Below are 20369 nucleotides of genomic sequence, written 5' to 3' on the forward strand. Positions count from 1 at the left end.
GTACATTATTCTTTGTTCATTTCAGAAGTGTCTTGCTCTTTAAGTTCTACTTCAATATTTTTTGTAAATACTGCATATGAAGCGGGGTTGATTTTTTTACCTGATGAATTTGCGTAGAATTTAGTAAACTCGGCGCCAAAATATAATATAGCTGCTGTATAGTAAAGCCATACCAATAATACTATAACGGAGCCTGCTGCTCCGTAAGCAGAGCCTGCGCCACTTGTTTGTATGTATAACAGGATAAAATATCTTCCAACCATAAATAGCAATGCGGTAAAAAAAGCACCTACCCTTACATCTTTCCAAGATATGGAAGCGTCTGGTAAAACCCTGAAGACAGTACCAAATAATAAGGAAAGTACGCTAAAGGTTAAGGCTATATTGATACCGTTGAATAATAACACAGTGATATGAGGAAAATGTGATTTTAAATATTCGTTAAGAGCTACTAAAATACCGTTTAGTATAAGTGAAATAACCATTAAAAAACCAATGCCAATAATTAATGATGATGATAATAGTCGGTCTTTTAAAATTTTTAACCATCCTTTTTTAGGCTTAGCTTTAATTTTCCAAATCATGTTAATGGAGTCTTGTATTTCGCTAAATACGGTGGTAGAGGTTATTAGTAAGGTGATAATACTAATGGTGATAGCAGTGGTTGTTTGTCCTGAAAGTTCAAGGTCTTTTAGTATATCTTGAATTTGCAATGCGGCATCAGAACCAATTAGATTATTTATTTCGTAAAAAATATGTCCTTTCACCGCATCCTTACCAAAGAAAAAACCAACAATAGACATTACCAAAATAAGTAAAGGGGCTAATGCTAGGGTAGTGTAGTATGATAATGATGCGCTTAATTTTAAGCCTTTATCGTCAAAAAAAGCGATGGCGCTTTTCTTAAGAAGAGAGCCAAATAATTTTAGATGGTTGATAATTTTCATAAAGACTTCTTTTTAAATGAAAGTATAAAAAAGGAAGGATTTAAGTGTGGTTCTTAAGAAACCTTTAAGGGTGATTTGAAAAAAGTTTATGAGTTTGGTGTGACAAAAATGTAAGTAACTCGTCATAATAGAAACTAAAAATATCAACCATGAAAAAAATATTCATTTTATTAGTAAGCTTAGTTGCTTTGGCTTCGTGCGGAACTAAAACGCCTTATGATACCTTTAGAGAGGAAAATAAAGAAGAAATTACATTTTCGTTAAACGCGTCTTCTACATTAGCAAATTTGTTTGTAAATGAAGATGATATTGCGGGGTTAAAGAATGTGGTTTCTGGTATTAAAAACTACCGAATAATGGTTTCTGATAATAATGGTGGAGCGCTTGAGAAAAGGTTTAAAGAATTAGTGAACTCTAAAAAATATGAAGAATTATTTAGAGTAAGTAACAATGGTGATGATGTGCGTTTGTACTTTTATAAAAAAGGAAACAAGATAAAAGAAATCATCTGTAAGGTAAATAGTAAGGAAAACTTAGTGGTGCTTAGTGCGCAGGGGAATTTAAAAATAAAAGATTTGAATAAGCTGGTAGAAGAAATGACGGTGGGGTCTAGATAATTATTCCCCACTATTTACCACTTCGTTTAAACTATCTATATATGCTAGTACTTCATCTTTACCAAAACCAGAAGAAGAGGAAGTAACTAAATGATGCGGAGCTTCTTCCCAAACATCATTGGTAAGGGTGTCTAAATATTTAGCTACATTTTTTTCTAGTGCAGCAGGTTTTAGTTTATCAGCTTTTGTAAAAATAATAGAAAAAGGAATTTGGTTTTCGCCCAGCCACTGCATAAATTCCATATCAATAGGTTGTGGTTCGTGGCGAACATCTACCAATACAAAAGCAGAAATTAACTGTAAGCGTTTCTCAAAATAATTGGTAATAAACTTCTGAAAAACCTTCTTGGTGCTTTTAGAAACTCTAGCATACCCATAGCCTGGTAAATCTACCAAAAACCAATTATCATTTATTTTAAAATGATTGATAAGCTGCGTTTTTCCTGGTTTACCAGATGTTTTAGCTAAACTTTTTCTATTGGTAAGCATGTTTATTAATGATGATTTACCAACGTTTGAACGGCCAATAAAGGCATATTCAGGTAAACGCTCCTTTGGGCATTTAGAAACGTCAGTATTACTCATTATAAAGTCAGCCTTCTTAACTTCCATATATTATAAACTTCTTTTAGTAAGCCAAGCATCTAAAATTTCGTTGAATGTGTTAGGGTGTTCCATCATAGGGGCATGTCCACATTCATCAATCCAATACAGGTCAGAGTCTGGTAATAATTCATGAAACTCTTCAGCTACATTCGGAGGTGTTACAGAGTCGTTTTTACCCCAGATAATACAAGTAGGAGTGTCCATGTTAGGAAGGTCTTTAGACATGTTGTGGCGAATAGCGCTTTTAGCAATGGCTAAAGTTTTAACCAGTTTAGAACGGTCGTTTACGGTTTCAAAAACTTCATCTACAATTTCTTTAGTAGCCACTTTTGGGTCGTAAAAAACGTCTTCACTTTTCTTTTTGATAAACTCATAATCTCCACGCTTAGGATATCCATCTCCCATGGCGCTTTCATAAAGTCCAGAACTACCTGTAATTACAAGAGCCTTAACTTTTTGCGGGAAGAGTTTAGTGTGTAATAAACCAATATGACCTCCAAGAGAATTTCCTAATAAAATAGCCTTGTCAATCTTTTTATATTCAATAAACTGTTCTAAAAACTTAGCTAAGTTTTTAACGGTAGTTTTAATCAATGGCATTGAGTAGATAGGTAATTCTGGAATAAGGATTTTGTATCCCTTTTTTGAGAAAAATTGGGTTACTCCTTCAAAATTACTTAGTCCTCCCATTAAACCATGTAAAATGATAATGGGTTGTCCTTCTCCAATCTCTAGGTAACTGAACTTACCTTCTTTTTTTACATTCTTAAGCATCAACGATGTTAATTTTTCCAAGAAACAAATATAAGTATTTACACAAAACTCCTACCTAAAAAAGGAAAAAGCTTTAAACAAATAGGTGAATTCACTTTTTAGAGGCTCTTTTTATGCAAGTAGAGGCTAAATGATTGAAGTCCTAAATGTTATCCTAAAAAAGTTAAAAAGATCAAAATTTATTAACAATGTGGGTTTTAGTGGTAAAATGTGGGGAATTATTCCATATATTTGAAAAACTAACAGGTTAGGTGGATAATTAATGACAAATTTTATCGGAACATATGAGTGTAAGGCAGATACCAAAGGTAGGGTGCTGCTTCCGGTTGCGTTAAAAACGCAACTTGCGCCTATGTTAGAGCAAGGATTTGTTGTTAAAAGGGCAGTTTTTCAAAATTGTTTAGAGCTGTATCCTATGGAAGAGTGGAATGCAATGATGCAGAAAATAGGAAAGCTTAACAGGTTTAATAAAAAGAATAATGACTTTATAAGAAGATTTACTGCTGGGGTGAAAATGGTGGAAGTAGATGCTAGTGGTAGATTTTTAATTCCGAAAGACTTGGTGAATTTTGCGGGCATTTCTAAAGAGATAGTATTGTCGTCTGCAATTAACATTATTGAAGTTTGGGATAAAGATACGTACGAAAAAGTAATTGATGATGCTACAGATGATTTTGCAGACTTGGCTGAAGAAGTAATGGGAGGTGATGATGATGAATAACGAAGGAAATACATATCATAATCCGGTACTCTTGAAAGAGACTGTGGATGGTTTGAATATAAAAGAGGATGGTGTTTATGTGGATGTGACTTTTGGCGGAGGTGGTCATTCTCGAGAAATATTAAAGCGACTTGGTAAAAATGGTAGGTTGATTGGCTTTGATCAGGATGAGGATGCATTAGCCAATGTGCCAGACGATGACCGATTTACTTTAGTAGAGCAAAATTTTAGACACATCAAGCGTTTTTTAAGATTTCATGGAATTAAACAGGTAGATGGTGTTTTAGGTGATTTTGGTGTGAGTTCGCATCAGTTTGATGTTCCGGAGAGAGGGTTTTCAATTCGTTTTGATGGAGATTTAGATATGCGAATGAATCAGCAGAGTGATGTTTCTGCTTCTACTGTGGTAAATGAATATGATGAAGCTGATTTAAGAATGGTGTTGTCTACGTATGGCGAATTAAAATCTGCTTACGGAATGGCAAAAGCTATTGTTGCAGCAAGAAAAAATGAGTCTATTAAAACAAGTGAAGATTTAAAACGCGTGTTGGCTAAGTTTTTACCAAAGTTTAAAGATAATAAGGTGTTAGCTCAAATTTACCAGGCAATACGAATAGAGGTGAACCAAGAGATGGATGTGTTAAAGGAGTTTTTAATGCAGATGCCAGAAGTGGTAAAGCCTGGAGGGAGAATAAGTTTGATTAGTTACCATTCTTTAGAGGATAGATTGGTAAAGCGCTTTATAAGAGAAGGGAAGTTTGAAGGGCAGGCTGAAAAAGACTTTTATGGGAATATAGATGTTCCTTTTAAAAAGGTAGGCGGGTTGATAGTGCCAACGCAAGAAGAAATAGAAATTAATAATAGAGCGCGTAGCGCAAAATTGAGAATAGCAGAGCGTATATGAAAAACGGATTACTAGACTTTTTAAAAGGAGATTTTCTGGTAAGGCAGGAAGCTGGAGCGGCAAAAAGATGGCGCTTTCTGTTGTTTGTTTCTGTGTTAGCTGTAGTAATGATTAGTAGTTCGCATAGTGCAGACCAAAAAGTGCACTTGATAGCTCAAATGAGTGAAGAGGTGCAAGAGTTGCGTAGTGAGTTTGTAGAAACAAGGTCTCAATTACAACAATTAAAATTAGAATCAAAAATTAGACAAGAGGTGTTAGCAATGGGTTTGAAACCATCTGTAAATCCACCAAAAAAAATAAGAATAGAGAAGTAAACTGATGGCAGTTACCGAGAAAAAAATATTAGTCAGATTATATATTGTGTCAGCATGCATGTTTTTGCTGGCATTGGCTGTATTTGTAAAATTGGTGACCATTCAGATAGTAGACGGAGAAGGGTATAGAACAGCTGTAAAAGAGGCTAACATAAAAAGTGTGGTGGTGCCTGCTAATAAAGGTAGTTTGTATTCTGATGATGGAAGTTTATTAGCAACTTCAGTAACTCGTTACGATGTGCATTTTGACGCGGTTACTGCTACTGATAAAAACTTTGATGAAAACATTAAGCCTTTGTGTGATTCTTTAGGGAAACTGCTGGGTAAGAGTAGTGCTGGCTTGCAAAGTAGATTAAAAAGAGCAAGAGCGCATAAGAATAGATATTACTTGATAGCTAAAAACCTAGGGTACGGTGATTATGTACGCTTAAAAAATTTTCCGCTTTTTAAACTAGGAGCTTATAAAGGTGGAATTATTACAGAGCGTAAAACCGTTAGAGAATATCCGTTAGGGTCTATAGCTAAAAGAAGTATCGGTTACTACCGAGTTACTAGAGGTGGAGAAGTAAAACCAGTTGGGTTAGAGCAAGCGTGTGAGCAGTATTTGAATGGTAAAGATGGGGAAAGCTGGAAACAACGTATTGCTAAAAATTTATGGAAGCCTATTAATAGTACAAATGAGATAGAGCCTAAAGATGGGAGTGATGTGGTGTCTACTATTGATATTAATATACAAGATATAGCGCACCATGCTTTGTTAGAGCAGTTAGAAAAATATAAAGCAGATCATGGTAGTGTAGTAGTAATGGAAGTTGCTACTGGTGAGATTAAGGCTATTGCTAATTTAGGTAGAACTAGTAACGGTAAGTATTACGAGCGTTTTAATTATGCCGTAGGTGAAGCCCATGAGCCTGGGTCTACATTTAAACTAATGGCGGTAACGGCTGCTTTAGAAGAGAAAGTGGTAGATACGAGTTATATGGTAGATACAGAAAATGGAGTGATAAAATATTATGGTAAATCTGTTAGAGATTCACATAGAGGAGGATACGGAGTGGTTTCTTTGGCGGAAGCATTTCAGTTTTCTTCTAATACCGGTATTGTAAAAACCATACATGAAAGTTTTAAAGATGATCCGAAACGATTTACAGATAGATTGGATGAAATGAATGTGGCTCAGCTATTAGATTTATCTGTAAAAGGAGAGGCAGAACCTCATATGCCGCATCCGGGTGATAAAACTTGGAGTGGTATTGCTATGGAGTGGATGGCGTTTGGGTATGGAGTTTCTTTAACACCACTACAAACCTTAACGTTTTACAATGCTATTGCTAATAATGGTGAAATGGTAAAACCACGATTGATTAAAGAAGTTAGAGAATGGGATAAGGTGGTTTATAAATTTGATAAAGAAGTTATCAATCCAAAAATATGCTCTCAGGAAACTGTAAATAAAGTAAAGCAGTTGTTGAAAGATGTAGTAGAGAAAGAGCATGGAACTGGGCATAAATTGTATTCGCCAGATTTTTCTATGGCAGGTAAAACAGGTACGTGTCAAAAGGACTATGCGCATACAGATAGAAGTAAATTAAACTATATCTCATCATTTGCGGGATTCTTTCCTGCTGAGAATCCTAAGTATTCTTGCATTGTGGTAATTCATGAGCCAGATAAAAGTGTAGGGTATTATGGTGCAGATGTTTCTGGGCCTGTATTTAAAAAAGTAGCCCAAAAGATATATACCAGTTCTCCTTTAATAGATACGGTAAAAGAAATAAGCAAGCCTGCTAATGAAGTGATTGTAGATTATGAGCGCTTTTTTGACAAGGCTAATGACAAAAGTGCCGTGAATGTACCTAATGTAAAAGGTATGTCGGGCATGGATGCAGTTGCTTTACTAGAGAACTTGGGGATTAGAGTAGAAGTGAATGGAGTAGGAGATGTAGCATCACAATCTATTCAAGCAGGACAAAGAATAACAAAGAACTTAAAAATTGTATTAACACTGTCATGATGTTGTTGAAAGACATATTGTATAAAGTTAGTATTGAAGCAGTTTCTGGTACTACGGCTGTAGCAGTTAATGCAGTGCACTTTGATTCTAGAAAAGTGGCATTGAATGATGTGTTTGTTGCAATTAGAGGAACTGTGTCTGATGGTCATGACTATATAGAAAAGGCAGTTAATCAAGGTGCTTTGGCTATTGTGTGTGAGGAGTTTCCTGAAGTAATGGTAAATGGAGTTACCTACATACAGGTGGCAGATACGCATAGTGCTTTAGCTTTTATGGCTGCTAATTATTATGAAAATCCTTCTTTTAACTTAAAGCTTGTTGGTGTAACAGGTACCAATGGTAAAACAACAGTAGCTACGTTGTTAGCTCAGATGTTTGAAAAAGCAGGTTATAAGGTAGGGCTTATTTCAACCGTTAAAATTTTAGTAGGAGATACAGTATATCCTGCAACACATACTACGCCAGATTCTTTAACCATCAATAAGTATTTACAGTTGATGAATGAAGAGGGGGTTGAGTATTGTTTTATGGAAGTTAGTTCTCATGGAATAGATCAAAAACGTACAGAAGGCTTAAAGTTTGCTGGAGGTATTTTTACGAATTTGTCTCATGATCATTTAGATTATCATAAAACTTTTGCGGCTTACAGAGATGTGAAAAAATCCTTCTTTGATAATTTGCCAAAAGATGCATTTGCTTTGGTAAATGTAGATGATAAGAACGGGTTGGTAATGTTGCAAAATACCAAAGCAACTAAAAAAACATACGCCCTAAAGTCGTATGCAGATTATACAGCAAAAATACTAGAGAATCAGTTTTCAGGCTTATTACTAAAGATTGATGATCAAGAAGTATGGACGCGATTAATAGGTGATTTTAATGCATATAATCTATTGGCTATTTATGCAACGGCTGAATTACTAGGGTTAGAAACATTAGAGTCTTTACAGTTGTTAAGTCAGTTAGAGAGTGTAAGTGGTCGTTTTCAATATGTAATATCAGATACTAAAGTTACGGTAGTGGTAGACTATGCTCACACTCCAGATGCGCTTTTAAATGTATTGGAGACTATCAATAGTATTAGAACCAAAAATGAAAATTTAATTACTGTTGTTGGGTGTGGTGGAAATAGAGATGCGGCAAAAAGACCAGTAATGGCATCTATAGCTGCTGAAAAAAGTGATACTGTAATATTTACATCTGATAACCCTAGAGATGAAGATCCGCAATTAATTATAGATCAAATGGAAGAAGGGGTAGATGCTGTGAATTTTAAAAAAACAGTATCTGTGTTAGATAGAAAACAAGCTATAAAAACGGCTTGCCAAATGGCTATGCCTAATGATATTATTTTAATTGCTGGTAAAGGGCATGAAACCTATCAGGAAATAAAAGGAGTAAGAACCGATTTTGACGATTATAAAATAGTGCAAGAACTTTTAAAAAAACTGGAAAAATAACAACCTATGCTATACTATTTATTTGACTATTTAGATAAAAACTATGACTTCTTTGGAGCGGGAGTATTTCAGTACATCTCCTTTAGAGCGGCGTTGGCGGTTATTTTTTCGTTGTTGCTTTCTACTATTTATGGTAAAAGGGTAATTACCTTTTTAAGAAAACAACAGATAGGAGAAACCGTGCGTGACTTAGGGTTGAAAGGGCAAAATGAAAAGGCGGGTACACCTACCATGGGAGGTCTTATTATTATTGGAGCAACTTTAATTCCGGTGCTGTTATTTTCAAGATTAGATAACATTTATACACTGTTACTAATTGTTACTACGGTATGGATGGGAGTAATAGGGTTTGTAGATGACTATATTAAAGTATTTAAAAAAGATAAAGAAGGGCTACAAGGTAAATTTAAAATTGTAGGCCAGATAGGTATAGGTGTTATCGTTGGTGTTACGCTATACCTACACCCAGGTGTAACCGTAAGAGAAAAATTAAAGGATGGAGCAGAAACTGAAGTTGTGAGTAGTACCACTGCTCAAGTAGATGAAGTAGTAGCGTTTGATACTGCTCAGAAATCTACCAAAACTACGGTTCCTTTCTTAAAGAATAATGAGTTTGATTATGCATCTATTCTTACTTGGGTAAGTGAAGATTTAAAAGATTATGCTTGGTTAATATTTATACCAATAGTAGTATTTATTGTAACAGCTGTGTCTAACGGAGCCAACCTTACAGATGGTATTGATGGTTTGGCTGCGGGAACATCTGCTATTATGGTAGTTACTTTGGGGATTTTTGCATGGGTATCTGGTAACATTATTTTCTCAGATTATTTAAATATTATGTACATACCAAATGCGGGGGAGATTACCGTGTTTATTGCTGCTTTTGCTGGTGGTTTGGTAGGGTTCTTATGGTACAATACATATCCGGCTCAGGTATTTATGGGAGATACGGGTAGTTTAACCATAGGCGGTATTATAGCGGTTATTGCTATTGCAATTCGTAAAGAATTATTAATACCTGTTTTGTGTGCAATCTTTTTTGCAGAGAACCTTTCAGTAATGATTCAAGTAAGTTATTTCAAGTATACTAAAAAGAAATACGGAGAAGGAAAACGTGTGTTCTTAATGGCGCCTTTACATCACCATTACCAGAAAAAAGGATACCACGAAAGTAAGATTGTAACGCGCTTTTGGATTATTGGGATTTTAATGGCGGTATTAACTTTTGTAACACTGAAACTAAGATAACATGAAACGGTTAGTGGTACTTGGTGGAGGTGAAAGTGGTGTGGGAACTGCCATCTTAGGAAAACAAAAAGGATATGATGTCTTTGTATCAGACAAAGGCTTGATTAAAGAAAAATATAAAGAAGTTCTTTCAAAATTTGAAATTGATTGGGAGGAAGGGCAACACACAGAGCCAAAAATAGTGAATGCTGATTTGGTGATGAAAAGCCCGGGAATTCCTGAAAAAGTAGCCTTAGTGCAAAAGCTAAGAAGTCTAAAAGTGCCCGTGGTATCTGAGATTGAGTTTGCTGCAAATTATACCAATGCAACATTGGTGGGTATTACCGGTAGTAACGGTAAAACAACCACTACAATGCTAACAAATCATTTGCTACAGAGTGGTGGTTTAAATGTGGGTATGGCAGGGAATATTGGAGATAGTTTTGCGCAGATGGTTGCTCAGGAACAGCACGATGTATATGTGTTAGAAATAAGTAGTTTTCAGTTAGATGATATTGAAAACTTTAAACCACATATAGCGGTGTTAACCAATATCACACCCGATCATTTAGATAGGTATAATTATGAGTTTGAAAACTATATAGCAGCCAAATTCAGAATTACAGAAAACCAAACTGAAGAAGATTATTTGATTTATGACGCAGATGATTTGGTGATTGAAGAATGGTTAAAGAATAATAAAGTAAGAGCAAAATTGCTTCCTTTTTCTACCGAGAAGGTGCTAGAAGAAGGGGCGTATTTAGAAGATAATAAGATTATAACAAATATTGACAATTCAATTTTTACTATGTCAGCAGATACATTAAAGTTAGAGGGAAAGCACAACGTTAAAAATGCTATGGCAGCATCTACAGTTGCGCAGTTGTTGAAGATTAGAAAACAAACCGTAAGAGAAAGTTTTGAGACCTTCCAGGGGGTTGAGCATAGACTTGAAAAGGTACTTAAGATTCAGAATGTACAGTACATTAACGATTCTAAAGCTACCAATGTCAATTCTACCTTTTATGCTTTAGATAGCGTAAGTACACCAATTGTTTGGATTGTAGGTGGTGTAGATAAAGGAAATGATTATGATGCCTTGTTACCATTGGTAAGAGAAAAAGTAAAAGCTATTATATGTTTAGGGCTTGATAATAGAAAAATAGTTGATGTTTTTGGATCTATTGCAGATGAGCTTGTAGAAACAGGTTCTATGGCAGAGGCTGTAAAAGAAGCTTACAGAGTATCTGAAAAAGGAGATACTGTTTTGTTATCGCCTGCATGTGCAAGTTTTGATCTGTTTGAAAATTACGAAGACAGAGGAAGACAGTTTAAAGAAGCAGTAAGACAGTTGTAAACACATATTATGTTACAGATTTTTAAAAGTTTAAAGGGAGATAAAGCTATTTGGGCAGTGGTTGCATTGCTTGGGTTGTTCTCGTTTTTACCTGTGTACAGCGCCAGTACCAATTTGGTGTATGTAGTGGGTAGCGGAACTTCTATTGGCTATTTGCTTAGACATGTCTTCTTACTCATTTTTGGATTTGTAATTATGTACGCTGTTCATAAAATTCCGTTTAGGTATTTTAAAGGAATATCTATTTTATTTATGCCTTTAGTAGTGGTGTTATTAGGTATTACCCTAATGCAAGGTACCACTATAGGTGGGGCTAATGCTAGTAGATGGATAACTTTACCCTTTGTAGGGATGTCGTTTCAAACGTCTACGTTGGCGTTTGTGGTTATTATGATGTATGTAGCAGGGTATCTTTCTAAAATTAAGGATAAAAAAATATCTTTTAAAGAAAGTATAATACCGCTATGGGCGCCGGTGGCAGTAATTCTGGCGCTTATTTTACCTGCCAACTTCTCTACTACGGCAATCATGTTTTTTATGGTTTGTGTGCTATGCTTTTTAGGTGGTTATCCTGTAAAATACTTAATGGGTATTATTGGTGTGGGTATTGTTTGTTTGGCAATGTTTGTGCTAACCGCTAAAGCTTTTCCGGGGCTGTTTCCTAACAGGGTAGATACTTGGATTAGTCGTATAGAGAATTTTACCAGTGATGAAGATAACCCAGTAGAAGATTATCAGATTGAGAATGCTAAAAAGGCTATTGCTCTAGGAAGTATTACTGGTGTAGGAGCAGGTAAAAGTGTTATGAAAAACTTTTTACCACAGTCAACCTCAGATTTCATATTTGCTATTATTGTAGAAGAGTATGGGTTGGTTGGGGCAGGTATCTTAATCTTATCGTATATGTTTTTGCTTTTCAGAATTATTATTGTGGCGCAGAAATGCGACTCGGTTTTTGGGAAGCTGTTGGTTATAGGGGTGGGCTTGCCTATTATATTCCAAGCCATGATTAATATGGCGGTTGCTGTAGAGTTGTTTCCTGTAACCGGACAAACCTTACCGCTTATTAGTAGTGGGGGAACCTCTATTTGGATGACTTGTATGGCGCTTGGGGCAATTTTAAGTGTAAGTGCAAAAAGAGAGCAAGTAAAAGAGAAAGAAGAAATTATAGAAACTGAAAAAGAAGACGAATTAAATCCGTTAGAAGTTTTAAGTGAGCAATTATAAATTTATCATATCAGGTGGTGGAACTGGCGGACATATTTATCCGGCAATTGCTATTGCAGATGCTTTAAAGCAAGCGTATCCTAATGCCGAATTTTTGTTTGTTGGGGCAAAGGATAAGATGGAAATGGAAAAGGTTCCGCAGGCAGGGTATGAAATAGAAGGTTTGTGGATAGCAGGTTTACAGCGTAAGCTTACGTTGAAAAACTTAATGTTTCCTATAAAGCTTATCAGTAGTCTTTTAAAGGCTAGAAAAATTGTAAAGAAATTTAAGCCAGATGTAGCTGTAGGTACTGGTGGCTTTGCAAGCGGACCTTTGTTGCAAATGGCAGAAGCTGCTGGCGTACCATGTGTGTTGCAAGAGCAAAACTCTTTTCCGGGTATTACCAATAAGTTGTTGTCTAAAAAAGCAAAAACTATTTGTGTAGCGTATGATGGTTTAGAGCGCTTTTTTCCCAAAGATAAAATTGTAAAAACAGGGAACCCTGTTCGTCAAGATTTATTGTCTATAGAGGGTAAAAGAAAAGAGGCTATTGAGTTTTTCGGTTTAGCGGAAAGTAAAAAAACAGTATTGATTTTAGGAGGTAGTTTAGGTGCAGCCAGAATCAATAAATTAATAGAAAAAGAGTTGTCTTTTTTTGAAGATAACGATGTGCAAGTGCTTTGGCAATGTGGTAAGCTGTACGAAGATAAATATGTGAAGTATAGCAACGGTACTACGGTGAAAGTGATGCCATTTATAAAAGAAATGCAATTGGCATATGCTGCGGCAGATGTTATTATTTCTAGAGCGGGAGCAAGCTCGGTTAGTGAATTGTGTATTGTTGGTAAACCGGTATTATTTATACCGTCACCTAATGTAGCGGAAGATCACCAAACTAAAAATGCGTTAGCAGTGACAAGTAAAAATGCTGCAATAATGATTAAAGAACAGGTGCTAGATGATGAGTTTGAAACTCAGTTTAAAAAACTGATTTCAGATGCTATGTATCAGCAGCAGCTTTCAGATAATATAAAAATGTTGGCGTTGCCTAATGCAACCCAATCAATAGTGTTAGAAATTAAAAAATTATTAGCTTGAATTTAGCAGGTATACATAATGTTTACTTTGTAGGTATTGGCGGTATAGGTATGTCTAACCTAGCACGTTATTTTTTCTTGAATGGAAAAAATGTAGCAGGGTACGATAAAACACCTTCTGATATTACCGATGCGTTGCAAGAGCTTGGGGTTACTATTTGTTTTAGTGATGCCATGACAGAGGTGTCTGCCGAATTTTTAGATGCGGCAACTACCTTGGTGGTGTATACCCCGGCTGTGCCACAATCGCACGAGCAGTTGCAGTATTTTTTAAAGCATAATTTTGAAGTTAAAAAGCGCGCTGCGGTATTAGGGGCTATTACTAAAGATACCTTTTGTTTTGCAGTAGCAGGTACACACGGTAAAACTACTACTACGGCTATTCTTGGGCATTTACTTAAAGAAAGTGGTGTGCCAATGACAGCATTTTTAGGGGGTATATCTGAAAACTATAACACTAATTTTATTTCTACCGGAACAGAAATGTCAGTAGTAGAAGCAGATGAATACGATCGTTCATTTTTGAATTTGCATCCAGATGTAGCTTGTATTACTTCTATGGAAGCAGATCATTTAGATATTTATGAAAATGAGGAAGGGATAGTAACATCCTTTAAAGATTTTGTGGCTCAATTAAAGCCCAACGGTAAGTTATATATTAAAAATGGGGTGCCGTTACAAGGTATAACATACGGTATAGAAGACGATTCTGATTACTGTATTAAAAACATCACAATAGAAAACGGAACCTACTGTTTCGATGTGGCAACACCTACCAATACCATTGAAGGTGTACAGTTTAACAAACCTGGGAAACACAACTTGTTAAACGCCTTGGCAGCATTTACGATGGCGATTAATTCCGGCACCCCAACCGATCGCCTCGTAAGTGCCCTGTCAACATTTAAAGGTGTACGTAGAAGGTTCTCGTATCATATACAAACGGAAGAGTTAGTATTTGTAGATGATTATGCACATCATCCAACAGAAATAGATGCATTGCACCAAGCGGTGAGAGAAATGTATCCTGACAAAAAAGTGACTGCTGTTTTTCAGCCTCACTTATATAGTAGAACTCGTGATTTTGCGAAAGCGTTTGGTAGCGCCTTAGCGCAGTTTGATGAAATTATACTGTTAGATATTTATCCGGCAAGAGAATTACCTATTGAGGGAGTAACTTCTGAATGGTTGCTAAGCTTAATAGATAATACCGCTAAAAAACTAATGAGTAAGGAAGCTTTGTTAGCTTATTTGAAAGTTAACAAGCCTGAAGTTTTAATAACGGTAGGTGCCGGAGATATAGGGAATGAAGTTGCAAAAATTAAAGAGGTATTGTTAGCATGAAAAAGGTGATGCCATACATACAAGTTTTAAGTTGTTTTGTAATATTTTACTTGCTTTTTTCGTTCGCGTCAACAAGAAATGATCATCGTAAAATAAAAGCAGCAACTATAGATTTTACAGGCGATTCATCACTTTTTATTACGCAAGAAGAGGTTAATAAATTGTTGATACAAAATCACGCTTCTGTTACGAATATAACAAAAGATGCATTAGATTTGAATAAGATGGAAGATGTGTTGTTACACAACCAGATGATAAAAGAAGCAGAAGTGTATGTTACTATAGATGGGGAACTTAAGGTACATGTGGCACAGCGCAAGCCTTTGGCACGTGTTACAGGTTCAGAATCTTTTTACATTGATGATGAAGGAAAAAAAATGCCGTTGTCTAAAAATTTTACGGCTAGAGTACCCTTAATTAAAGGAAATATTACACAAGAAAACCAAAAAGAAGTTTTTAAAATACTTCAAAAAATTAGCTCAGACGAGTTTTTGAGAGAAAGTGTTGTAGGAATTTTGGTAAATAATAATGACTTTGTGCTACGCCTAAGAGCCAACAATTTTAAGGTGCAATTAGGGTCGGCAACAGAGTTAGATTTGAAAATAAAAAAATTGAAAGCCTTTTATCAAAAAGCTTTAAAAGATAATAGTCTTGATGCTTATAGCTGGGTAAATTTAAAGTTTAGTAATCAGGTTGTGTGCACTAAAAAATAGAATATGGATCAGAACAATTATGCAGTAGGATTAGACATAGGAACCACCAAGATTGTAGCTATGGTGGGGAGAGAAAATGAATTTGGTAAGATTGAAATTATTGGTGTAGGAAAGTCTAAGAGTTTGGGCGTTCACAGAGGGGTAGTTAATAATATTACCCAAACCATTCAATCTATTCAAAAAGCTGTTCAGGATGCTGAAAGTGTTGCAGGTGTTTCTATTTCAGAAGTTGTAGTAGGTATAGCCGGGCAACATATTCGTAGTTTACAACACAGTGATTATATAACCAGACCAAGTTTTGACGAAGTTATAGGAAACAAAGATGTAGAAGATCTTTGTAACCAAGTATATAAACTGGTAATGTTACCAGGAGAAGAAATTATTCATGTATTACCACAGGAATACAAAGTAGACGGACAAGCTGAAATTAAGGAACCAATAGGAATGTATGGTGGACGTTTAGAGGCTAATTTCCATGTAGTGGTAGGGCAAGTTTCTTCTATTAGAAATATAGGTAGATGTATTAAAAGTGCAGGCTTAGAATTAGGGGGTATTAATTTAGAACCTTTAGCTTCTGCCAATGCAGTTTTAAGTCAGGAAGAAAAAGAAGCAGGGGTAGCTCTTATTGATATAGGAGGAGGTACTACCGACCTAGCTATTTTTAAAGATGGTATTATTAGACATACCGCAGTTATACCTTTTGGTGGTAACGTAATTACAGAAGATATTAAAGAGGGTTGCTCAATTATAGAAAAGCAAGCCGAATTATTAAAAGTAAAATTTGGGTCGGCATGGCCAGGGGAAAATAAAGACAATGAGATTGTTTCTATACCTGGATTACGTGGTAGAGAGCCTAAAGAAATTACTCTGAAAAACTTGTCTAAAATAATTCATGCCCGTGTGGTAGAAATTATTGAGCAAGTGTTTATGGAAATTAAAAATTACGGACACGAAGAACAAAAACGTAAACTTATTGCTGGTATTGTTTTAACAGGGGGAGGAAGCCAGTTAAAACACTTAAAGCAATTAGTAGAATATATTACCGGAATGGATACCCGTATAGGGTACCCTAACGAGCATTTAGCCGGAGATTCTGATTCTGATATTGCAAGCCCTGTATATGCAACAGCAGTAGGGTTGGTAATGAAGGCTTTAGAATACCAAAAAATGCGCCCCGAACCGGAAGAAATTATAGAAGAAGAACCAATTGTAGAACAACACATAGCACCAACTATTAACCCAGAGGAAACACCAGAAGAACCGGAGGCAACACCTGAAAAAGCACCGGAGTCTAAAGTGCAACGAAAGTCGTTTTTAGACAAGTTTACCGATAGGTTAAAGGATTTTTTAGATAACGCAGAATAAAACCAGAAAAAGAAAAGTATGACCAGTAACACAGAATTTGGAAACATTTCATTTGATTTACCTAAAAACCAAAGTAATGTTATAAAAGTGATTGGTGTTGGAGGAGGCGGTAGCAACGCTATTAATCACATGTTTCAGCAAGGGATTAATGGAGTTGACTTTGTTATTTGTAACACAGATTCACAGGCTTTACAGAACAGCTCAGTTCCTAATAAAATTCAGTTAGGAGTATCATTAACAGAAGGATTGGGAGCAGGTGCAAACCCCGATGTAGGAGAACAAGCAGCTATTGAAAGTTTAGAAGATATTAAAGGAATGCTAGATACTAGCACCAAGATGGCGTTTATTACTGCCGGAATGGGTGGTGGTACCGGTACCGGAGCAGCTCCTGTAATTGCTAAGCTTGCAAAAGATATGGATATTCTTACTGTTGGTATTGTTACTATGCCATTTCAGTTTGAAGGAAAAATGCGTAACGAACAGGCGCAAAAAGGTATTGAAAATCTACGTAAACATGTAGATTCTTTAATCGTTATCAATAATAATAAGTTACGTGAAGTTTACGGTAATCTTGGTTTTAAAGCTGGTTTTTCCAAGGCCGATGAAGTTTTAGCAACTGCCTCTAGAGGTATAGCAGAAGTAATTACGCATCACTATACGCAGAATATTGACTTGCGCGATGCAAAAACAGTATTATCTAACAGTGGTACTGCTATAATGGGGTCGGCAACAGCATCTGGTACACACCGTGCAGCAGAGGCTATTGCACAAGCGTTAGACTCTCCATTATTAAACGATAATAAAATTACTGGAGCACAAAATGTGTTGTTACTTATTGTGTCTGGTACTGAAGAAATTACTCTTGATGAAATTGGTGAAATCAACGACCATATTCAAGGAGAGGCTGGCCATAGCGCTAACATTATTATGGGTGTTGGTGAAGATGAAGAATTAGGAGACGCTATTGCAGTTACCATTATAGCTACTGGTTTTAACCAAGATCAGCAGCATGAAATTGTAAATGTAGAAGCTAAAAAAATTATACATACACTAGAAGATGAACAACGTGCCACTCAGGATCTTTCTCCTAAGTCTACGGGTTCAAATTTTAGTAACGTAGTTGCAAAAAGCACCTCTGTAACTACCAAGGTTACTCAAGAGAGAATAGAAGTTGAGCAGGCGCCAGTGATTAAACACTCATTGGAAGAAGAGGTGGTAGAAGAAAAAGTAATTTTAGAGGCTACACCTGTAGCACCAGAAGCTCCTGTAGTAAACCAGACTCCTGAAGTTACTGAAGCACCGATGGCACGCCCAGAAGGTTATGTTAAAACTACCGAGGTAATTAAGAATATTGACGTAGATGCAGAAGAGGTAACTATAACCCCTATTGCAGCACCTATACAAGAAGAGGTAGTGTTAGAAGATGATTTTGAAATTATTGATACTACCGAGCATATTAACCAGATTGAGGTAAACAACTTTGAAGAGGTAGAAGAAACTTCTAAAGAGCAGTTTAGCTTAAGTTTTGATATGCCGTTGTTTAAAGAAGAAGTAGAAGAGGAAGCACCACAAGCAGCTGTAAAGCACGAAGATGAAGAAGAGAAAGTGGTTATGTTTGAGCTTACCGATACTACTAAAGAAATAGAAGTAAACGATGCTTTAGAAATTACACCACCAGAGGTAAACGATGGGGAAGTGAAGCGTTACAGCCTAGAAGATTACATGGAAATGGAATCGGCACTAGAAAATGCACGCCCACAAGAGCAACCAAAGAAAAAACCAGAGGTAGACCGTAGTGTAGTATTTGAGAAAAAGGTAGTGGTAGAAGAGGTAGAAGAAGTGGCTCCGGCAACGGAAAACACCGACCCTTTTAATAACCCTATTAAAGATTTGTTACAAAGTAGAGCAGACGAGCGTAGAAGAAAGCTAAAAGACTTTAATTATAAGTTTAATAGCAACATCAAAAAAATTGATGAGATAGAAAAGGAGCCTGCATATAAGCGTATGGGGGTAGACCTAAATGCACAGCCTACTATTAGTAATTCTTCTAGACTTTCTTTAAACAGAGATAGTAACGATGAGTTACAATTAAGAAGCAATAACAGCTTCTTACATGACAATGTAGATTAAGTTATATATTATATATTGTATGAGAGCCCGGAAGTAATTTTTCGGGCTTTTGTATTTCTGGTAATTACCAAATAGCGGTGCGTTTTTGTAACCGCTAAATAAATTAAAATTAATACCTTTGCACCTTACTAAATTGTACGTATTATGAGTTTACAAGCCGATATAATGACTGCCATGAAAACCGCTATGAAAGCAAAAGATAGCGTATCTTTAGAGGCATTAAGAGCCATCAAATCTGCTATATTATTAGCACAAACTGAAACAGGTTCTAAAGAAGAATTAACTGAAGACGATGAAATAAAAATACTTCAGAAGTTGGTAAAACAACGTAAAGATAGCGCTGCTATTTATACCGAACAGGGAAGAGCCGATTTAGCAGAGCCTGAAATAGCACAAGCTGCCGTAATAGAGCAATTTTTACCAGAACAATTATCGGAAGAAGAAGTAGAAAAAGTAGTAAAAGATATTATTGCTAAAACCGGAGCTGAAAGCATGAAAGACATGGGGAAAGTAATGGGTATGGCATCTAAAGAATTAGCCGGTAAGGCAGATGGTAAAACCATTTCTACCATCGTAAAAAAATCGTTATCGTAATTACGATAGTGTTGGCTCCGTAGTTCAACTGGATAGAATATCAGATTTCGGCTCTGAGGGTTGGGGGTTCGAATCCCTCCGGGGTCACAAAAGAGGCATCAATTTGATGCCTCTTTTGTGTATTATAAATCCAACTAATTCTATATTTTCACCTCTTTTTATTTGAATTTTTTACATATTTTCCGGAATTCATGGGAAAATTGAAATGAATTTGTTTTTTGATAACCTGGTTAAACCTATTAAAATCGTTGAGGTGATAAGATTCGAACCTTATTGTTCACAGATAGTACTAGGCTAATCAGGAAAGAACACACTTTCAAATGCGATAACATTTTACCAAATGCTTAATCTAATTTCTTATTTTGCCAAATGACAAATAGATAACTAACCATGATTATTAAATTTGTAAAATGGAAAAACTCATAGAATATATTTTACAATTTGGCAACCTCAATAAGCAGCAAATTGAACTGATTTCAAAAAATGCAGCGGAAACTCAACTTCATAAGGACCAATATTTTGCAGAAGCAGGCAAAACGTTTAATCGGGTAGCTTTTGTTTTGGAAGGCGTTCTGCGTATTTGCTATTACAACAACAAAGGCGAAGAAATAACAAAGTATTTTATAGAAGAAAACAACTTCGTAGCAAATCCATACCAAAACGAACCGTTCACAGAATACATTCAGGCAGCTACAGATTGTAAATTGATTGTATTTTACCCACAACAGTGGAGCCAACTTTCCAATACAATTTTAGAATGGGATACTATTATAAATAAGATATTTCATCATGCTTTAATGAAGAAAATGGATAGGAGAAGTTCCTTGGTTTCTGAAGATGCCACAACACGTTATCTCAAATTTATAGAAAAATTCCCAAGCCTTACCAATCGGGTCCCACTTTCTTATATCGCTTCCTATCTTGGCATTACACAATCTTCCTTGAGCAGGATCAGAAAAAATATAGCATAAATCC

General features: G+C 35.8%; 19 protein-coding genes and 1 tRNA gene. 17 read left to right on the forward strand and 3 right to left on the reverse strand.

What is annotated here, in order from left to right:
* Positions 1–5: 5 nt before the first annotated feature.
* Positions 6–947, reverse strand: a complete 942-nt coding sequence (locus Y10_RS07305; protein ID WP_281764700.1) for a YihY/virulence factor BrkB family protein — start codon at positions 945–947, stop codon at positions 6–8.
* Positions 948–1096: 149 nt separating this feature from the next.
* On the opposite strand from Y10_RS07305, the gene Y10_RS07310 reads away from it, so the two are divergent.
* Positions 1097–1564 (forward strand): DUF4252 domain-containing protein, encoded by a 468-nt coding sequence (locus tag Y10_RS07310; protein WP_281764701.1) that lies wholly within the window; start codon positions 1097–1099, stop codon positions 1562–1564.
* Here Y10_RS07310 and yihA read toward each other — a convergent pair whose 3' ends face one another.
* Together yihA and Y10_RS07320 are read right to left on the reverse strand one after the other, a co-directional pair.
* Positions 1565–2176, reverse strand: a complete 612-nt coding sequence (gene yihA, locus Y10_RS07315; RefSeq protein ID WP_281764702.1) for a ribosome biogenesis GTP-binding protein YihA/YsxC — start codon at positions 2174–2176, stop codon at positions 1565–1567.
* 3 nt (positions 2177–2179) lie between these two features.
* Positions 2180–2944, reverse strand: coding sequence for an alpha/beta fold hydrolase (locus tag Y10_RS07320; RefSeq protein WP_281764703.1), 765 nt, complete (start codon positions 2942–2944; stop codon positions 2180–2182).
* A 262-nt stretch (positions 2945–3206) separates the two neighbouring features.
* On the opposite strand from Y10_RS07320, the gene mraZ reads away from it, so the two are divergent.
* The 16 genes from mraZ to Y10_RS07400 all read left to right on the forward strand — a co-directional run bounded on the left by mraZ (position 3207) and on the right by Y10_RS07400 (position 20365).
* Positions 3207–3665: a division/cell wall cluster transcriptional repressor MraZ gene (mraZ, locus tag Y10_RS07325; protein WP_281764704.1), complete on the forward strand. Its 459-nt coding sequence runs from the start codon at positions 3207–3209 to the stop codon at positions 3663–3665.
* Positions 3655–4569, forward strand: coding sequence for a 16S rRNA (cytosine(1402)-N(4))-methyltransferase RsmH (gene rsmH / locus Y10_RS07330; protein WP_281764705.1), 915 nt, complete (start codon positions 3655–3657; stop codon positions 4567–4569). The genes mraZ and rsmH overlap by 11 nt, the downstream gene beginning before the upstream one ends.
* Positions 4566–4883, forward strand: a complete 318-nt coding sequence (locus Y10_RS07335) for an FtsL-like putative cell division protein (protein WP_281764706.1) — start codon at positions 4566–4568, stop codon at positions 4881–4883. The genes rsmH and Y10_RS07335 overlap by 4 nt, the downstream gene beginning before the upstream one ends.
* A 4-nt stretch (positions 4884–4887) precedes the next feature.
* Positions 4888–6897, forward strand: a complete 2010-nt coding sequence (locus tag Y10_RS07340; protein WP_281764707.1) for a penicillin-binding protein — start codon at positions 4888–4890, stop codon at positions 6895–6897.
* Complete coding sequence (locus tag Y10_RS07345) at positions 6894–8357, forward strand: UDP-N-acetylmuramoyl-L-alanyl-D-glutamate--2,6-diaminopimelate ligase (RefSeq protein WP_281764708.1); 1464 nt, start codon at positions 6894–6896, stop codon at positions 8355–8357. Before Y10_RS07340 ends, Y10_RS07345 begins: the two co-directional genes overlap by 4 nt.
* 6 nt (positions 8358–8363) lie before the next feature.
* Positions 8364–9608: a phospho-N-acetylmuramoyl-pentapeptide-transferase gene (gene mraY / locus Y10_RS07350; RefSeq protein ID WP_281764709.1), complete on the forward strand. Its 1245-nt coding sequence runs from the start codon at positions 8364–8366 to the stop codon at positions 9606–9608.
* Between the two features lies 1 nt (position 9609).
* A complete protein-coding gene (gene murD, locus Y10_RS07355; RefSeq protein WP_281764710.1) occupies positions 9610–10944 on the forward strand; it encodes a UDP-N-acetylmuramoyl-L-alanine--D-glutamate ligase in 1335 nt (444 codons plus the stop codon).
* Positions 10945–10953: 9 nt separating this feature from the next.
* Complete coding sequence (locus Y10_RS07360) at positions 10954–12171, forward strand: FtsW/RodA/SpoVE family cell cycle protein (protein ID WP_281764711.1); 1218 nt, start codon at positions 10954–10956, stop codon at positions 12169–12171.
* Positions 12158–13249, forward strand: coding sequence for an undecaprenyldiphospho-muramoylpentapeptide beta-N-acetylglucosaminyltransferase (gene murG, locus Y10_RS07365; RefSeq protein WP_281764712.1), 1092 nt, complete (start codon positions 12158–12160; stop codon positions 13247–13249). The genes Y10_RS07360 and murG overlap by 14 nt, the downstream gene beginning before the upstream one ends.
* A complete protein-coding gene (gene murC, locus Y10_RS07370) occupies positions 13246–14592 on the forward strand; it encodes a UDP-N-acetylmuramate--L-alanine ligase (protein ID WP_281764713.1) in 1347 nt (448 codons plus the stop codon). The genes murG and murC overlap by 4 nt, the downstream gene beginning before the upstream one ends.
* A complete protein-coding gene (locus Y10_RS07375; RefSeq protein WP_281764714.1) occupies positions 14589–15305 on the forward strand; it encodes a cell division protein FtsQ/DivIB in 717 nt (238 codons plus the stop codon). The genes murC and Y10_RS07375 overlap by 4 nt, the downstream gene beginning before the upstream one ends.
* Positions 15306–15308: 3 nt before the next feature.
* A complete protein-coding gene (gene ftsA / locus Y10_RS07380) occupies positions 15309–16670 on the forward strand; it encodes a cell division protein FtsA (RefSeq protein ID WP_281764715.1) in 1362 nt (453 codons plus the stop codon).
* A gap of 18 nt (positions 16671–16688) precedes the next feature.
* Positions 16689–18800 carry a cell division protein FtsZ gene (ftsZ, locus tag Y10_RS07385; protein WP_281764716.1) on the forward strand — a complete coding sequence of 704 codons (2112 nt, stop codon included), beginning with the start codon at positions 16689–16691 and terminating at the stop codon, positions 18798–18800.
* A 144-nt stretch (positions 18801–18944) separates the two neighbouring features.
* Positions 18945–19394: a GatB/YqeY domain-containing protein gene (locus tag Y10_RS07390; protein WP_281764717.1), complete on the forward strand. Its 450-nt coding sequence runs from the start codon at positions 18945–18947 to the stop codon at positions 19392–19394.
* A 13-nt stretch (positions 19395–19407) separates the two neighbouring features.
* Positions 19408–19481, forward strand: a tRNA-Arg gene (locus Y10_RS07395).
* 323 nt (positions 19482–19804) lie between these two features.
* Positions 19805–20365: a Crp/Fnr family transcriptional regulator gene (locus tag Y10_RS07400; protein WP_281764718.1), complete on the forward strand. Its 561-nt coding sequence runs from the start codon at positions 19805–19807 to the stop codon at positions 20363–20365.
* The last annotated feature ends 4 nt before the right edge of the window (positions 20366–20369 follow it).

The sequence above is a fragment of the Neptunitalea lumnitzerae genome, from assembly GCF_027924185.1.
Lineage (GTDB): Bacteria > Bacteroidota > Bacteroidia > Flavobacteriales > Flavobacteriaceae > Neptunitalea > Neptunitalea lumnitzerae.

Excerpts from the sequence above, each read along its gene's own strand:
- Y10_RS07305 (WP_281764700.1), bottom strand. The coding sequence starts at position 947 with ATGAAAATTATCAACCATCTAAAATTATTTGGCTCTCTTCTTAAGAAA.
- Y10_RS07310 (WP_281764701.1), top strand. The coding sequence starts at position 1,097 with ATGAAAAAAATATTCATTTTATTAGTAAGCTTAGTTGCTTTGGCTTCG.
- yihA (WP_281764702.1), bottom strand. The coding sequence starts at position 2,176 with ATGGAAGTTAAGAAGGCTGACTTTATAATGAGTAATACTGACGTTTCT.
- Y10_RS07320 (WP_281764703.1), bottom strand. The coding sequence starts at position 2,944 with ATGCTTAAGAATGTAAAAAAAGAAGGTAAGTTCAGTTACCTAGAGATT.
- mraZ (WP_281764704.1), top strand. The coding sequence starts at position 3,207 with ATGACAAATTTTATCGGAACATATGAGTGTAAGGCAGATACCAAAGGT.
- rsmH (WP_281764705.1), top strand. The coding sequence starts at position 3,655 with ATGATGAATAACGAAGGAAATACATATCATAATCCGGTACTCTTGAAA.
- Y10_RS07335 (WP_281764706.1), top strand. The coding sequence starts at position 4,566 with ATGAAAAACGGATTACTAGACTTTTTAAAAGGAGATTTTCTGGTAAGG.
- Y10_RS07340 (WP_281764707.1), top strand. The coding sequence starts at position 4,888 with ATGGCAGTTACCGAGAAAAAAATATTAGTCAGATTATATATTGTGTCA.
- Y10_RS07345 (WP_281764708.1), top strand. The coding sequence starts at position 6,894 with ATGATGTTGTTGAAAGACATATTGTATAAAGTTAGTATTGAAGCAGTT.
- mraY (WP_281764709.1), top strand. The coding sequence starts at position 8,364 with ATGCTATACTATTTATTTGACTATTTAGATAAAAACTATGACTTCTTT.
- murD (WP_281764710.1), top strand. The coding sequence starts at position 9,610 with ATGAAACGGTTAGTGGTACTTGGTGGAGGTGAAAGTGGTGTGGGAACT.
- Y10_RS07360 (WP_281764711.1), top strand. The coding sequence starts at position 10,954 with ATGTTACAGATTTTTAAAAGTTTAAAGGGAGATAAAGCTATTTGGGCA.
- Y10_RS07375 (WP_281764714.1), top strand. The coding sequence starts at position 14,589 with ATGAAAAAGGTGATGCCATACATACAAGTTTTAAGTTGTTTTGTAATA.
- ftsA (WP_281764715.1), top strand. The coding sequence starts at position 15,309 with ATGGATCAGAACAATTATGCAGTAGGATTAGACATAGGAACCACCAAG.
- ftsZ (WP_281764716.1), top strand. The coding sequence starts at position 16,689 with ATGACCAGTAACACAGAATTTGGAAACATTTCATTTGATTTACCTAAA.
- Y10_RS07390 (WP_281764717.1), top strand. The coding sequence starts at position 18,945 with ATGAGTTTACAAGCCGATATAATGACTGCCATGAAAACCGCTATGAAA.
- Y10_RS07400 (WP_281764718.1), top strand. The coding sequence starts at position 19,805 with ATGGAAAAACTCATAGAATATATTTTACAATTTGGCAACCTCAATAAG.